The sequence below is a fragment of the Pseudomonas sp. TE4620 genome (genome assembly GCF_056279045.1).
On the sequence record NZ_JBWBQO010000001.1, the window covers coordinates 5,137,232 to 5,153,121 of the forward strand.

At 58.2% G+C, this 15,890-nt stretch carries 12 protein-coding genes; 5 read left to right on the forward strand and 7 right to left on the reverse strand.

The genetic code is table 11. The features are described from left to right. The first annotated feature begins 37 nt into the window (after positions 1–37). Together ACZ9A3_RS23925 and ACZ9A3_RS23930 are read left to right on the forward strand one after the other, a co-directional pair. On the forward strand, positions 38–1,195 hold the full coding sequence (locus ACZ9A3_RS23925) for a hypothetical protein (protein ID WP_476253195.1): 1,158 nt from the start codon (positions 38–40) through the stop codon (positions 1,193–1,195). A 213-nt stretch (positions 1,196–1,408) separates the two neighbouring features. Next, a complete protein-coding gene (locus ACZ9A3_RS23930) occupies positions 1,409–3,784 on the forward strand; it encodes a TOTE conflict system archaeo-eukaryotic primase domain-containing protein (RefSeq protein ID WP_476253196.1) in 2,376 nt (791 codons plus the stop codon). Positions 3,785–3,845: 61 nt separating this feature from the next. Here the strand turns inward: ACZ9A3_RS23930 and ACZ9A3_RS23935 are convergent, their stop codons facing one another. The 6 genes from ACZ9A3_RS23935 to ACZ9A3_RS23960 form a co-directional block, all read right to left on the reverse strand. After that, on the reverse strand, positions 3,846–4,820 hold the full coding sequence (locus ACZ9A3_RS23935; protein ID WP_460119447.1) for a plasmid partitioning protein RepB C-terminal domain-containing protein: 975 nt from the start codon (positions 4,818–4,820) through the stop codon (positions 3,846–3,848). Then, positions 4,820–5,728, reverse strand: a complete 909-nt coding sequence (locus tag ACZ9A3_RS23940) for a plasmid partitioning protein RepB C-terminal domain-containing protein (RefSeq protein WP_459730183.1) — start codon at positions 5,726–5,728, stop codon at positions 4,820–4,822. Before ACZ9A3_RS23940 ends, ACZ9A3_RS23935 begins: the two co-directional genes overlap by 1 nt. Then, a complete protein-coding gene (locus ACZ9A3_RS23945) occupies positions 5,725–7,332 on the reverse strand; it encodes a recombinase family protein (RefSeq protein ID WP_476253197.1) in 1,608 nt (535 codons plus the stop codon). Before ACZ9A3_RS23945 ends, ACZ9A3_RS23940 begins: the two co-directional genes overlap by 4 nt. 517 nt (positions 7,333–7,849) lie before the next feature. Then, positions 7,850–8,740: a DUF2950 domain-containing protein gene (locus tag ACZ9A3_RS23950; RefSeq protein WP_258595634.1), complete on the reverse strand. Its 891-nt coding sequence runs from the start codon at positions 8,738–8,740 to the stop codon at positions 7,850–7,852. A 14-nt stretch (positions 8,741–8,754) separates the two neighbouring features. Then, positions 8,755–10,260 carry a DUF3300 domain-containing protein gene (locus tag ACZ9A3_RS23955; RefSeq protein WP_258595636.1) on the reverse strand — a complete coding sequence of 502 codons (1,506 nt, stop codon included), beginning with the start codon at positions 10,258–10,260 and terminating at the stop codon, positions 8,755–8,757. Positions 10,261–10,412: 152 nt separating this feature from the next. Then, the gene (locus ACZ9A3_RS23960) at positions 10,413–11,726 is read right to left on the reverse strand and encodes a sigma-54 interaction domain-containing protein (protein WP_476253198.1); all 1,314 of its coding nucleotides are present in this window, start codon (positions 11,724–11,726) and stop codon (positions 10,413–10,415) included. Between the two features lie 239 nt (positions 11,727–11,965). Here ACZ9A3_RS23960 and ACZ9A3_RS23965 point away from each other — a divergent pair, with 239 nt between their 5' ends. Genes ACZ9A3_RS23965 through ACZ9A3_RS23975 form a run of 3 tightly spaced genes read left to right on the forward strand, consistent with a single transcriptional unit; the run spans position 11,966 to position 14,979 of the window. Next, positions 11,966–12,850, forward strand: a complete 885-nt coding sequence (locus ACZ9A3_RS23965; RefSeq protein WP_045199380.1) for an MBL fold metallo-hydrolase — start codon at positions 11,966–11,968, stop codon at positions 12,848–12,850. A gap of 36 nt (positions 12,851–12,886) precedes the next feature. Further along, complete coding sequence (locus ACZ9A3_RS23970; protein WP_195885357.1) at positions 12,887–14,164, forward strand: NAD(P)/FAD-dependent oxidoreductase; 1,278 nt, start codon at positions 12,887–12,889, stop codon at positions 14,162–14,164. Continuing rightward, positions 14,161–14,979, forward strand: coding sequence for a sulfite exporter TauE/SafE family protein (locus ACZ9A3_RS23975; RefSeq protein WP_093377741.1), 819 nt, complete (start codon positions 14,161–14,163; stop codon positions 14,977–14,979). The genes ACZ9A3_RS23970 and ACZ9A3_RS23975 overlap by 4 nt, the downstream gene beginning before the upstream one ends. 4 nt (positions 14,980–14,983) lie before the next feature. Here ACZ9A3_RS23975 and ACZ9A3_RS23980 read toward each other — a convergent pair whose 3' ends face one another. Next, positions 14,984–15,871, reverse strand: coding sequence for a LysR family transcriptional regulator (locus tag ACZ9A3_RS23980; protein ID WP_045199374.1), 888 nt, complete (start codon positions 15,869–15,871; stop codon positions 14,984–14,986). Positions 15,872–15,890: the final 19 nt, after the last annotated feature.

Genomic DNA, 15,890 nt, shown 5'->3' on the forward strand with positions numbered 1-15,890 from the left:
TGTGTTTTGCTAGCGGCTGAGCATTGAGGAGCCGATCATGGAGCAATATGATCGTGGTGTGCTGCTGGAGCAGGTCTGGACTGACCCCGTGTCAGTGGTCGCGCCCACGTATGGGCTGTCTGACGTCGGACTCAAAAAGTTGTGCGCAAGACTGCAGATACCGACGCCCATGCGAGGGTATTGGGCAAAACGTAAAGCCGGTAAGCGCGTGCCGCCTCAACCCCAACTCCGGGATTACACCGGGCCTGCGCGCTACCTATGGCATCACGCTGTGGTGCCGGCCCCGCCATCCAAAGTGCCCGCCATCGAGTCGGTTGATCCCCGGCTGCAAACGGTCATCGAATATGAGCAACAGCCGAGCCACCGGATACGCGTGGCAGAGCGGCTCACAAATCCCCATGCCTATGTCGTGCAGACGCGGGAGGCGTTGCGTCATCCCATCTTGGATCAGCGGGGCATGCCCTTCCCCGGTCGCCGTCAGCGGGCACTGGATATGAAGGTTTCGGCGGCCATGCAGCCTCGGGCGCTTCGTATTGCTGACGCCTTGATCAAAGCCTTCGAGACCCGGGGGTATACCGTGCTCATGGGTGATCGATGCACAGTCGAAATATTCGGGATACAGATTAGTCTGCGCTTTTTCGAGCCGACTAAGCGTTCTGAGAGCAGTCCACCTCCGCGTACCTTGACGCGAAAGGAACGCATCCATTGGAGTTCGATATCGTCGTCGCAGTACGTTCCCACAGGCCTGCTTCATGTGTTGGGCGATGCAGGGTATGGCGGGAAAATTATGGACTCCACCCATACGCCTGTTGAGCAGCAACTCAACAAGCTGATCATCATGATGGTTCGGCGCGCCGTCGAGCTTTTGATCGGGCGGGAAGAGCGGGCCATTGCTGAAGTGGGGCGTCGGCAACAACGCAATGAAGCCTTAGCCAAAAAGGCGGAGCAGGATGCCGAGCGGGAAAAACTACAGCGGCTTGAAGAGGACGCCCACCATTGGCGACGGGCCAGTGCGCTTCGGGAGTATCTTGTCGAGTTAGAAAAAGTAACCTACGGTGCCGGAGCCCCAACGCAAGTGCAGCTCGCCTATTTACAGTGGGCCAAGGCCAAAGCGGATTGGCTTGATCCCTTTATCCATAAGTCGGACGGGCTGCTGGATCTGGATATTACAATACCCAACCACTATGGCTGGTAGAGGGCGTTCTCCGTCGGGTGCCCTCGCATTTCACTCAGCACCGTCAGGCCATTGTTCACGAGCGCCGCCACGTTTGGCTTAAGGGCCCACCACCCATAGCGTTACTGGTCATGAACATCACCGTTTGGCCGCTGTAGACCCTAGCGAAATGGGCTTCTCAGACCAACGTAGAACATCGTGTAAGGACGAGACACGGGATTGAATAGAGACCCCATGACTGAATCTGATTCACTGGCACAGTTACAGGCAGAAAATGCCCGATTGATTGCTTTGCTGGAAGCCAATGCTATCGAGTGGCGTCTGCCAGTCGCTGTGTCCGTCGTGCCCATTTCAGTGATCGAGTTGCCCGCTCAGCATCTGGGAACCGAGGCCAAGCTCAAGCTGTTTCAGCGCTTGTTTCGAGGACGAACTGATGTGTACCCACAACGCTGGGAGAGCAAAGCCGGTAAGGCAGGATATTCACCGGCCTGTGCCAATGAATGGCGCCCAGGTGTTTGTCAGAAGCCGAGAATAAAGTGTGGTGACTGCAGCTTCCGCCAATTGGTACCGCTTAATGACCAAGTGCTTTATCGGCATTTGGCGGGCGAAATAGTCGCAGGCGTTTACCCCCTGCTAACCGATGACACCTGTTATTTCCTTGCCGTGGATTTTGACGAGGCCGACTGGCGTGAAGACTTGCTGGGCTTCGCCCAATCCTGTCACGAGCTGGGTGTGCCCGTGGCTATGGAAATCTCTCGCTCGGGCAATGGTGCTCATGCATGGATTTTTTTCGCTAAAGCGGTCACTGCCCAAGACGCCAGGCGGCTGGGCACGGCGATTATTAGCCATACCTGCGCTCGGACTCGCCAACTCAAGTTGAGCTCGTATGACCGATTGTTCCCGAACCAGGACAGAATGCCGAAAGGCGGCTTCGGCAACCTGATCGCACTGCCCTTGCAAAAGAAAGCCCGCGAGCACGGATGCAGCGTTTTCGTGGACGATGAACTGAAACCGTATGCCGATCAATGGGCATTCCTGGCCAGCATCCAGCCTATGGCTGTGGAGGATATCGATCCGGCCATCGTGTGTGCGACCGGTCATGCACACCCTCTGGACGTAACATTTGTCGCGGAGGAAGACCAGCCGGAGCCGTGGAAGACCCCCCGCGAACAAAAGCTATCCTGCCCAATGCCGGCAACGTTGACCGTTACGTTGGCCAACCTGATCTACTTCGAAAAGACCGAGCTACCCCAGGCACTGGCTAATCGATTGATCAGGCTGGCCGCGTTTCAGAATCCAGAGTTTTATAAGGCGCAGGCGATGCGTCTGTCGGTCTGGAACAAGCCCCGTATCATCGGCTGTGCAGAGAACTTCCCCAAGCACATCGCGCTGCCTCGCGGTTGCCTGGATGCCGCGTTGGAGCTTCTGAACGATAACGGTATCGCCCCGATTGTACAGGATGAGCGTTTTGCCGGAGAGCCGATCAACCCTAACTTCGCCGGTTCGTTGCGGGAGGATCAGGAGGCTGCTGTAGCGGCGATGCTAGAACACGATGCAGGCATCCTGTGTGCCCCAACCGCATTCGGCAAAACCGTGGCCGCTGCCGCGCTGATTGCACGCCGGGGCGTTAACACGCTGGTGCTCGTCCATCGAACTGACCTGCTTCGACAATGGCAGGAGCGTTTGCAGATGTTTCTTGGCCTCGGCAAAGGTCTCGTCGGCACTATCGGCGGTGGTAAGGCCAAGCCGACTGGGGTGATCGATATAGCCGTGATGCAGTCGTTGTCACGGCAAGGAGAGGTGAGCGATCAGGTGAAAAATTATGGGCAGGTCATTGTTGATGAATGCCATCACCTGTCGGCATTTTCGTTTGAAGCGATCCTTAAAAGTGTTCGGGCAAAATACGTGCTTGGCCTGACAGCCACACCGGTACGCCGTGATGGACAGCACCCCATCATATTTATGCAGTGTGGGCCGATTCGACATACGGCAAGCAGGTCAACAAGTGCCCCGAGTGATTTGATGGTGGAAACTCGACTGTTGCCAGGCCAGATCAATGTGCCCGAGGGCGCGGGTATTCAGGAAGTATTCCGGCATCTGGCTGACAATATTGAGCGTACCCAGCGGGTCACGTTCGAAGTGGAAAAAGCCTTTAACGAAGGGCGTAAGGTGCTGGTGTTGACGGAACGAACGGATCACTTGAGCGCCATTGAAGCGGCACTGGTTGGTCGTGTGCAGAACCTGTTTACGTTGCACGGGCGAATGTCGAAAAAGCAGCGTTTGGCGCTAACGGATGAGTTGGCTGCTCTGTCTCCAGATGCCCCTCGGGTACTCTTGGCCACCGGTAAGCTGGTCGGGGAAGGCTTTGACCACCCTCCTTTGGATACCTTGGTGCTGGCGATGCCCATTTCTTGGAAGGGCACACTTCAGCAGTATGCTGGGCGTTTGCATCGGGAGCATGCGAGCAAAGCAGACGTGCGCATAATCGACTTCATCGATGCAGGGCATCCAGCGCTGATGCGAATGTGGGATAAGCGCCAAAGTGGGTACCGAGCGATGGGTTACCGACTTGAAGATACCTCCAGCTCAATGGAGCTGTTTCGAGCTTGAGCGATGAGTTCATGGCCTTCAAACGGGACTGCTCAAATCCTGAGCGTTCGGCTCAATCGATCTATTTTGTCGGTTCGGCAGCGGGATCCGGTAGAGCAGTTTCTAGTTCGTCACTTCCCCAAGGTAGTTCAGTCAGCTCGGCGATGGATTGGAATTCTTTCAGGTATTCAGGTTGGTGCTTGGCCAGCCACCGGACAACTGCAGCGTTGGCGAGAAGCTCGGTTAGATAGCCTTTGATGACCGTGAGATGAAGTACATCTGGCCCGTAGTCCTCCTCGACTGTTTTGATCTGCATTTGCAAGGCGGCAAGCTCACGCTCTAGGCGAGCGATTGATTCCGCTGAAATTTGCTGATCTGGAAGGGACTTTCTTGGTACTGCTAGTTGGTCTGATGGCGTGGCAGCCAAAAGGGCTTTAGCAAGCAGGACTGAGAAATTTTTGTTTCCAATCATCAACTCCGCCGCTTCAATTTGTCTCAGTGGTTTCATCTGCCTTAGAAGATTGAATACGTTTGCTGGGCAGTCGGTGTCACCCAGAAGCATTATGGCTTCCGCACAAATGCCATTAAGCAGACGAAACTTCTGCTTGATTGTCTGTGGTGATAACCCAAGGGCTTTACCAAGTCGCTCCGCCGAGACCCCGCGCTCCATCGCGCGCACAATCATTTTGTTGCTTTGTACGGCAGACAGTTTGTTCGTACGTTTGTTGTAGGAATACGTGTCATCGTCAGTGGCCACGAGACAATCAACGTCTAACTCGCCCAAATCCTTTAGCGCCTCAATACGCAGATGGCCATCAAGTAAAAAATAATGCCCATTGCGGCCAGGAACTGGCGTAACAGCCGGAGGCTCGACCAATCCCACATCCTGGATCGAAGCGAGAATTTGTTGGTACTTGGTACTTTCTTTTACTGCTGGGCGTGAGATTTTAAGGGGCAGAATATTGGCCACTTTGACTCGAACGCACTCATCCAAAAAAGCATTGGTCGGAATGTGGTTCGGCTTGGGGTTAGTGGACTCGTGTGTTTGGTCAGGCATCACAACCCCCTTCCATTCCAAAGTCGGGCCTGTATCAGTTTCGGCAGTGAGTTCAGATGCTCTGTATAAAGCAGCTTTTCGAAATCACTGACGGATAAGAGATCTTTGATAGCCTGAATGGCGAAAACTACCCGGTCATGGGTAAAAGCTGCCTTTTTCACCATCAGGCGTTGTCGTTCGGCCTCTCGTTCGAACAGGCGTCTCAGGTCTGCGGGCGTTATTCTTTTCTTTTTATTCTGGCTACCTGCGCCTAGCGAGCTCCCCCGAACGAGCTTGTCCCTCTTGGCCCGCAGCTCGAGAAGGTGTCGTAGTTTCGTAATTTTCTTTCCTTTTATTCCGCGCTCGTAGGCGTCAGTAAGTACATTTTGAATGTCGCTTTCAGTACTGCGGGCTATGTCTGTGGCCATGCTGAGGGGAATCAGCCCGGTTTCAACCGCCGACAGGAGCTTTTCTTCTCCCCGTTCGAGAAGCCCAACAATCATGCTGACCCATGATGCCGTGGTGCCAATTATTTTTGCGATGTCCGCATCTGACTTGCCCCGCTCCTTCAAACGACCGACCTCGTTCATCAGATCTATCGGGCGGTGATGCCTTCGAGCTACGTTCTCCACCAAACTCATCACAAGACAGTCTTCTTCTACGGCATCAATCACAAATGCTGGAATCTCTTTGGCTTCCAGAGCGAGGAACGCTTCGAGGCGACCTTGCCCGCACACGAGGTCATAGTTGAGTGGCCCTTGGGGCGAGGCTTTTCGGCTTAGGGTGATAGGGCGCTTAAGGCCCACCGTTTTGATATTCTCGATCAGCTCGCGGTGAACCTTCTTGTTTCTCGTGCGAGGGTTCAGGATGTGGATTTGTGAGATGGGAATGAGTGCAACATGGTCACGTACAGTTGATGGGACGGTCATTGGCAAGCCTCTTTCAGGGAGCAACGCGCAGCAAGCCCATCCAGTACATCCAGCGTTGCGAAACGGTAACTGTCTATTAAGGGGCTGTTTTCTTCGGCCATTCTTTTTGGCCATGTCCCCATGTCTATACTGGGAACCAGGTAATAGTCCCGTACTTGCAGGTTTGCTTGTTCCATACGCACAGCAATTGTGATGTCAGGGGCCAGGCTATTGTCGAATCTGAGTTTCCAGCGAAGCGTTCCAGCCGGTGTGGGTTGGCAACGGGCAATGACCACGGATGCCGTCCATTGATTGTTAACGGTCAGCAGGTCATTCTGATCGCTGAGTTCGACTCTTGCCCCAACGAACTTCAAGTGGTTTAGAACATCTTCAAGAACCTGCGGATGCAGCTGTCTTAGAGACCGATTGATCTCCAAATATCGATAGTCTCGATCTGGTGTATAACCGATAAGGGTGTAGGCACGTAAAAGGCCGCCGAAGCGATTTATATAGATAGTGCTGGAGGGCATGTTGTCCTGCTCGTCGATGAGCATCCCAGATAATGAGCCCGCCCGCTCTAATAGGGTACGAAGCAGCTCTAGCAGTTGTGCGTCATCCAGGCGGTGCGAGCGCTGTAAGATGATTTCGCGTACGCCGGCAAACACCTCCAGTGAAACAATGCCTTGGAATGCGCCATCACAGCGAACCCACTTGTCGGGTGGGTTGCGACTGATGCGTTTGCGCAGCTTGGAGGATGTTTTGTTGTAGACGTTGTTACCAATATATTTCTCGTTGGTCAGCACCTGGTGCACGCTGCCCCGGCTCCAAGGGCGATCAAAGTCGGTGACCAAACCTTCAGCGTTCAGCGCATGGGCAATCTCTCGTTCGCTCATCCCGTTGTGGATGAATTGGTGGTAGATGCGTTGAACCACTTCGATTTCCGCTTCGGGCCCAGGAATTAGGATGACCCTGTCGGTCTGGATGCTCTTTTGTTGGCCCCGTGAGAGTTCTGCCTTGAACTCGCTTTTCTCATCGATCAATGCCCGGCGTAACCCATAGCCTGCTGGCCCACCTTGATGAAAACCCTTTTCAACGAGACGGCACTGACCAGCGAAGACTTTTTGGGACAATTCACGGCTGTACTCGCCAGCCATGGATCGTTTGATGCCTTTATATATAGTTGCTAGTGGTGAGCCGTCGTTTTCGAAGGGTTCTGCGCAGTACACCACCCTGATGCCGCTGCTGGTGCATAGGTATTCGTAGTGAGCACTCTCATCTGTGTTCTGAAAACGTCCCCAACGGCTGACGTCATAGACCAGAATGACCTGGAATTGAGTCCTTCCGGTCTGAACATCGTCAAGCAGTGTGCGCAATGCATCCCGACCGCCAATATCTAGGCCGCTTTTCCCTTCATCACGATAGGTGGTAACGATTTCCATGCCATGGCTCATGGCGTATGCATGAATAGCCGCCGACTGGTTTTCGGTGGAGTAGCGTTGATGATCCGTGGACATGCGAACGTATTCCGCAGCCGGCACAGGACTGTCGGAGGAGTTTTCTGAAGTTATCCGCGTGCTTGGAGAGGGCAAGCAGGCCTCCTTTGGGTCAGGAAAATCCTGGCCCATTCGATTCAGCCTAGGGACGATTTGTGACGTAACAGTGACGAGGCATGACCATCAGTCAGGTGGTGGGGAGGGCTCTCGATATTTTAAAGACGCCAGAAGGCGATGCTCATCAACTTATCATAGGTGTCTATACGTACAGTTGTTTAAGGTTGATGTTCTTTACGACAGATATTGAGGGTTTAGCGCTTACGTACCTGCAATTACCAGCGTGCAGTCCTACTTGAATAGGCAAAAATTTTAGTTTAAATTGATCTCATGTTTTGACAATCTGTCAATTTTATACCGGCTGTAATAGTTGGAGCATTAACATTGGCCGAAGTTAGGTTTTAGGCGAATAACTTTTCCCGAAGTGGAAATTAACTTTGTCCAATCTTGTTGTATACCGCTGATATTCCAATGTGTCAAAGTCGATTAACTTTGCTCACCTACAGCTGTAGGTTCAAAGTAAAGCAACATCATCAAGCCCGCTCACGCGGGCTTTTTGTTGTGCTGTTTTTCCTGTGTTGAGCTGTTCGGTTCAGCGCCCCTCTTCCTCGTCCTTTACTTCGCTCCAACTGCTGTCGGGGTCGAAACGGGTAATCGCGGCAGCGCGCTTGGCGCTGTCGCGGCCGAGGTCTTTCTCGAACAGTTCGCCGTCGTGGCTGATCATGAAGCTCATCACGCCCGTGTCGCCATAGTCCGCCGGCCAGGCGATCACGGCAAAGCCACGGGTCATGTGATTACCGATCTTGTAGTCATAGGCGCCGCCCGGCGCCGAAGGGCCTTGGCCAGTGAGGATGCGATAGTGGTAGCCGTGCCAATCATCGCCCTTTGCGGTATCACCAAAAAGCGGTCCGAGCGGACTTTCTTCAACGCCCTCCTCTTGCGGCCAGTACAAACCGTCGAACTGCCCGTCGCTGCTGATGAGTTTCTGCGCGTACTCGAGTATCCCATCGTCATTGCGATCAACCTCGGCGTAATCCATCTGCGCGTCGTGATAGGCGCGCACTGATTGAATGGTCGCCAGCTCGTTGCGTCCGATGCGGCGCAGGCGGATTTCCGCGGCGCCGGCTTTGGTGTCGAATGCCCAACCGTCAGTACTGTGTCTGATGGGAATCGGGAACACCCAGGGCGTGTCGCCGACGACCAGATGTGCACGCTTCGGGTTGTCGGACTGAACCTGATGTTTTTCCTTGTAGAGGGCGAGAAAGGCATCGACATCTTTGCGATCGATGTTCTTGGTCGGGATGTAACTCTCCCAGTCGTTGCCAAGCAATTTCGCCAACAGTTGGCTATCGGCCTTTTCGCTACCAAGCGCCTGCACCAGTGCTTCGCCGGCGGCTTCGGGGTGTGGGAAATGTTCCTGAGCGTAGCTGCTGGACGTCCAGCACAGCAGCAGAATCAGCACAATTCGGCTAGCAGCATTCATGACTGATTCTCCTCTCAACGGCGACGGCCGCCACCGCCGGATTGCATCCGCGCGGGTCGTTGTACCTGGTGGCCCGCAGCGGCTGCAGATGGTCGGCTGGCGCTGCGTTGGCTGAGCTGGCCACGATTGCTTGCGATGCGTGACTGCGAAGGGTTGCGCACACCGGCCAACGCATTGTTGCGCGGTGCCTGGGCGCTAACATGTTGCTGACGAGCTTGCTGGCGTACTTGTTGGTTGCGCCCCGCCTGCTGAGGCTGGCGGTTGTTCTGCGGCGCCTGTGCTCGCTGGCGGGCCTGACCGTCATTTTTCAGTTGGCGGTCGGCAACCTGAGCACGCTCGCGTGCATTGCCGGACGGGTTGATGCCCTGTTTTTCCAGGCGCTGTTGGGCGCGCTCGCGGTCGGCACTCTGCACCCGTTGGCGGGCTTCAAGGTTGCTGGTTGCCGGTGCTTCGATGCCGCGCTGCGCCAGGGTTTCACGGGCTCGCGCGCGATCTTCGACCCGGGCCGGGGTGTCACCGCGGTAGGCTGTGCGTTCTGCACTGCCGGGTAAGCGTCGGTCGAACTGGGCTCGACTGGCCTGGTCGCGGTACGGGACGCCGTCGCGATACGCAGGATTATGGCGCCAGGTGTTCTGGTTGGCATCGAGCCTGCGGTTGACGTTGTTGATATTGTTGTAGCGATTGACGTTGATATCGACGTCATGATCGTCCCAGTCGCAATCCCCCCAAAGTGAATTGACGATTGCGACGCCTGCACCAAACGCCAGGCCGGAGGCTAACGCCGTGCCGATGGCATACCCCGGTGGCGGCGGATAATACGCGGGTGGGTAGGACGGCGAGGACCAACTGCCGTACACCACGGAGGGGTTGTAGCTTGGTACGTATACAACCTGCGGGTTGGTCGGCTGGATAACGATAGTCTGTGCTGGCGCGGCACCTTGTACCACCGTGGTCGTGCCGCCTGCGGGGGCGCTTGATGGTTGCACGATAACCGTCTGCTGTTCGTTGGACTCCAGGTGCCCGGCAGCCTTGGCCTTGGCGCGCAGGCGCTGCACCGAGTTCATCACCGCGTCGGGCTGGGCGAGAAAGGCATCGCCGACGCGCTGCACCCAGACCGGGTCCTGGCCAAGTGTCGCCAGCACCTGCGGGAAAGCCACCAAGGATTGCACGCTGGGGTCCCACGGCTGCTCGGCGACCTGCTTGACCGCGGCATCACCGCTGACGTTCGGATGCGCCTTGGACCAGGCAACCGCGTCGGCGACATTGCCTGGATAGGTGGTGGCCATCAGCACCTGTGCGAGTAAAGCGTCCGGATACAACGCCAACGGTGCGAGCATTTGATCGAGCTGTTCGGTGCTGAACACCGCCTCGCTCGGCGCCGCCGGCGCGGCTGGTGTAGCCGGTGCAGCCGCTGCGGGTGCCGTAGCCGTGGCCTTGGGTTGCGCGTCCTCTTCGAAACAACCAGAAAGCGCGAGCATGGCGATGCTGAGCAGGATCGCCCGGTGAAGGCAGGAAGACATGACGATGCTCCTGTGGCAGAAAAGACAGAGCGGAACGTCAGGCGTCCTGGCACCTGGTTACCGACTCGGCAATCGACGCATGGAACGCTCTGCGGTGGGTGAGCAGTTTCAGCGTAGAAGAAAAAGCCGCAGTTGGTTGTCTTGCGTCAGTCTCAAAGACCCAGTTCGCGCAGGCGCCGGTACAAGGTGCGTTCACTCATGCCCAGGTGACGCGCCAGCTCGCTGCGTGATCCATTGAAGCTGTCCAGGGCCTGGGCCAGTTGCCCGAGGTTGTCTTTGCTGCGGCGGCTGATGCTTGGCGCCGGCTCAAGTCTCGAACCGAGCTCAGCAGGCAGGTGCTCGGCACGGATCAGTCCGTCGTCGGCGAACAGCCGCGCTCGTTCGAGGATATTACGCAGCTCGCGAATGTTGCCAGGATAGGCGTACAAGCTCAGTCGATTCATCGCATCTGGGTTGACCTTCGGTGCCGCCGCCCCTGCCATCCGTTGCAACAGGCTCTCGATCAACAACGGCAGATCGTCGACCCGTTCGCGCAATGCCGGCAAGCGGATCGGAAAACCGCTGATGCGGTAATACAGGTCTTCACGGAAGCTGCCCGCTGCAGCCATTTCCTTGAGCGGTTTGTGGGTCGCCGAAACCAGCCTGAAGTCGGAGTGAACCGTACGCAGGCTGCCGACCGGGCGAAAGCTGCCAGACTCGATCAGGCGCAGCAGTTTGACCTGCATCGCCAACGGTACTTCGCCGATTTCATCGAGGAACAAGGTGCCGCCATGAGCCGCTTCCGCCAGGCCGATCTTGCGCTGATGGGCGCCGGTAAAGGCGCCCTTCTCGTAACCGAATAGCTCGCTCTCGAATAACGACTCAGTCAGGCCGGTGCAGTCGACCACCACCAGAGGGCCGCTGGCTCGAGGGCTGCCCAGGTGCAGAGCGCGCGCAAACAACTCTTTGCCGGTCCCGGATTCACCCTGGAGCAACACCGGAATTTGCGCAGGTGCCGCGCGCTGCAGGCTGGCCAGTGCTTCCTGGAACGCCGCTGAGCGGCCGACCAAGCCTTGTTGCTGGGGCTGCGCCGAGGCGACGGTGATGCGGGTCAGGCGCTCGACGAACGCCACCACCTCACCTTGCCCATCGAGGATCGGGCGCAACTCGACATCCACATGTTCCGGCCCGCGCGGGGTGTGGTGCACATGCAGAACACGCTCGGGGACACGGCTGTCCCAGGCCTTGCGCATCGGGCAGTGTTCGCCGGCCTGGTCGCAAGGCACGGCGTAGTGATGGGACACCCGGTGGCACTTGGCGCCGATGGGCGGTTGGCCGTCGATGCCGAACTGGCGTCGGTATGCAGCGTTGGCGGCAAGAATGTTGTAGTCGGTGTCCAGCACGATGGTCGGCTGGGCGTCGTGTTCGAGATAGGACACCAACGCCTGCACAGCAGGATGAGGAACAACAGTGGACGAGAAGGACATGGCGACACCTGGGCAAGCTCGGGCGAAGCTTAACTGAAGCTGCCAGTGACTGCCAAAAACTGCCAACTGCTGCCATGTCACTGCCAACTATGCTGACAGTCTGGCAGCGCTTTTCCCTACGCAGCCCGCGAACATTGGGAAACAGCCTACCGGTTCGATGGCACATATCTTGATGACAGCCTGTCCATTGCCAGTAAGGCTTGATAGCTGGCACCTGTGATGAATTCGGAGCGTGGTAAATGATCATCGGCGGCAACTTGTATGTGGAGGCACTGTTCGACAGTGTCACCTCGACCATCAGCTATTTGCTGATGGACCGGAGCAGTGGCGACTGTGCCTTGATCGACAGTGTGCTGGATTACGATCCGAAGTCCGGACGCACCAGCAGTGCTTCGGCAGACAAGCTGATCGAGCGGGTGACTGAACTGGGCGGCAAGGTCCAGTGGATTCTCGAAACCCACGTGCACGCCGATCACCTGTCGGCGGCGGCTTACCTCAAGCAGGCGCTGGGCGGCCAGATTGCCATTGGCAGCCAGATCACCCAGGTGCAAAAAGTCTTCGGTGCGCTGTTCAATGCCGATGGCGGCTTCGCCCGCGATGGCAGCCAGTTCGATGTGCTGTTCGACGACGAGCAGCCCTTCACCATCGGCAACCTCAAGGCACGTGCCCTGCACACGCCCGGCCACACGCCGGCGTGCATGACCTACGTGGTGGAGGTCGACGGGCAAAGCATCGCCTTTGTCGGCGACACGCTGTTCATGCCCGATTACGGCACCGCCCGTTGCGACTTCCCTGGCGCCAGTGCGCGCACTTTGTATCGCTCGATCCAGCGCATCCTTGCCCTGCCCGCCGAGACGCGCCTGTTCATGTGCCACGACTACCTGCCGGGTGGCCGCGAATTGCGCTACATGACCACGGTGGCCGAACAGCGCGCCAGCAACATCCACATCCGTGAAGGCATCAGCGAAGACAGCTTCGTCAGCATGCGCGAAGCCCGCGACGCCACCCTGGAGATGCCGGTGCTGATCCTGCCTTCGGTGCAGATCAACATGCGCAGCGGCCAACTACCTGAACCTGAAGACAACGGAGTGCGCTACCTGAAGATCCCGCTCAACGTGCTCTGAGTTTCACCCCAGAATTATTATTAGAAGGACCCTGCCATGCTTGCTCAACCCTCCCCTGCCGAGGTGCCGAAAGGCGACCACCATAAAGTGCTGATCGTCGGTGCCGGTGCTGCCGGTGTCGCTGCCGCCTCCAGCTTGATCTGCCGCGACCCTTCGCTGGATGTCGCGATCATCGATCCGGCCGATGTGCATTACTACCAACCGGGCTGGACCATGGTCGGCGCCGGTATCTTCCAGGCGCCTTCGACGGCGCGCACCATGGCCTCGACCATTCCCGGCGGCGTGCAGTGGATCAAGGCGCGGGTCGAGAGCTTTGATCCGCAGGCGCAAACGGTGACGCTGAATGACGGGCGACTGCTCAGTTACGAACAGCTGGTGGTCTGCCCTGGGCTGAAGCTCGACTGGGATGCCATCGAGGGCTTGAGCGAAACCCTTGGGCGTAACGGCGTGACTTCCAACTACCGCTATGACCTGGCGCCCTACACCTGGCAACTGGTGCAGAACCTGCGTGAAGGCCGGGCGTTGTTCACCCAGCCGCCGATGCCGATCAAATGTGCCGGCGCACCGCAAAAGGCCCTGTACCTGTCGTGTGACCACTGGCTGCGCAACGGTCGGCTGGGCAACATCCAGGCGCAGTTTTTCAATGCCGGTGGCGTGCTGTTCGGGGTGCCTGACTATGTGCCGGCCTTGATGGAGTACATCGACAAGTACGCGGTAGACCTGCAGTACGCGCATCGCCTGGTGGCGGTCGATGGCCCGGGCAAGCGCGCTACCTTTGTGCGCACCTTGCCCGATGGAAGCAGCGAAACCCGGGTGCAGCCTTTCGACATGCTGCATGTGGTGCCGCCGCAGGTTGCCCCTGATTTTATTCGCAACAGCCCGCTGGCTGACCAGGCCGGCTGGATCGATGTCGATCCGGCTACCTTGCGTCATAAACGCTATGGCAACATCCACGCCTTGGGCGATGGCATCAACACCAGCAATGCCAAGACTGCAGCGGCTGCGCGCAAGCAAGCGCCGGTGGTGGCCAACAATGTGCTGGTGGCGCTGGGGCGCCTGCCCAACCTCGCCCACTACGATGGTTATGGCTCCTGCCCGTTGACTGTCGAACGCGGCAAGATCGTGCTGGCCGAATTTACCTATGGCGGCAAGCTGGCGCCGAGCTTCCCGCGTTGGCTGCTCGATGGTCGCCGGCCAACGCGCCTGGCTTGGCTTCTGAAGGCGCAGATCCTGCCACCGCTGTACTGGCGGTGCATGCTCAAGGGCCGTGAGTGGCTGGCCAAGCCGCGGGTTGCCGCCGAGGGCCTGCGGTGATCGAGCATCAATTTCTTGCGGCTGGGCTGGGCGCGATCATTGGTGCGGTGCTGGCGCTGACCGGCGCCGGTGGCGGCATTCTGGCCGTACCCTTGCTGGTATTCGGTCTGGGCTTGTCGATGGTCGAGGCGGCGCCAGTCGGCTTGCTCGCCGTCGGCATGGCGGCGGCGGTGGGTGCCCTGTTGGGCCTGCGCCAAGGTCTGGTGCGTTATCGTGCGGCGTTGTTTGTGGCGGTGATCGGCATTGCGATTGCGCCCTTCGGCTTGATGCTTGCCCATCGCTTACCGAACGGGCCGTTGGCTCTGACTTTCGCCGTGGTGCTGGTCTATGCCTGTGCACGCATGCTGCTCAAGGCGCACCGCGAACTCCGTGGCCAGCCACCACTGGGCCAACGCATGGTCATGCCCTGTGTGCTCAACCCCTTGCAGGGGCGGCTGCGCTGGACCCTGCCCTGCGCCCGCGCCCTGGCGTTTACCGGCGCGATGTCCGGATTGCTGTCGGGGTTGCTCGGGGTTGGCGGCGGCTTTGTGATCATTCCGGCGCTGAGCCGTTACACCAACCTGGACATGAAGAGCATCGTTGCCACTTCGCTGGCGGTGATCGCCCTGGTGTCGACCGGCAGCGTGGTCAGCGCCACGGTTGGCGGCGTCATGCATTGGTCTGTGGGCGCGCCGTTTGCCGGCGGTGCGGTGCTCGGGCTGCTGCTGGCGCGTCAGGTCGCCAGCAAACTGGCCGGGCCACGACTGCAGCAGATGTTTGCGACCGTGGGTATCTGTGCGGCGGTGCTGTTGGCGGCGAAAACCCTGGGCGGCTGAGGCCCTACTCCGCCAGCAAGGCGTCCTGCTCCTGCGCGCACAGGGCCAGGAGAAAATCCCAGACCACGCGCAGGCGCACCGACTTGTGCAGCTCACGGCGGGTACAGATCCAGTAGCTACGCTGGATGGTCTCGCTGGGCAGCACCCGCACCAGCGCCGGATCGTGGCGGGCCATGTAGTTGGGCAACACGGCAATGCCCAGGCCGGCGCGAGCCGCTTGTTGCTGGGCGATCACGCTGGTGCTGCGAAACACCACGTTGGGTGCCCGGCAGAAGCTGTTCAAAAACAGCAGCTCCTGGCTGAACAGCAGGTCGTCGACGTAGCCGATCCAGCTGTGCTTGGCCAGGTCTTCGCGGTGATTGAGCGCTGGTGCCTGGGCCAGGTACTCGGGGCTGGCGTACAGCGCCAGGCGGTAATCGGTAAGTTTGCGGGTTATCAACAGGTCGGCGTTGGGCCGCTCCAGGTGAATGCTGATCTCCGCTTCGCGGTTGAGGATGCTGACAAACCGCGGTACCGCCACCAGCTCCACCTCAAGGCCTGGGTAGCGTTCGAACAGGCTGCCCATGCGCGGGGTGAAGAACATGATGCCGATGCCTTCGGTGACTCCCAGGCGAATCTTGCCCAGCGGGGTGATGGCCTGGGTGATTTCTTCCTGGGCCAGCAGGGCGACGTTTTCCATGGCTTCGGCGTGCTTGAGCAGGGCCTGGCCGGAGGGCGTCAGTTCGTAGCCCTGGGCGTGCTGGACGAACAAGGCGGTACCCAGGCTCTGTTCGATATTGTCGATATGCCGGGCCACGGTGCTGTGGGTGGTGTTCAGACGTTTGGCCGCAGTCAGCAGCCGGCCGCTGCGCTGCAACTCGAGAAAAAACCGCAGATCATTCCAGTCGAACATGCTTTTCCTTGTGAATCAG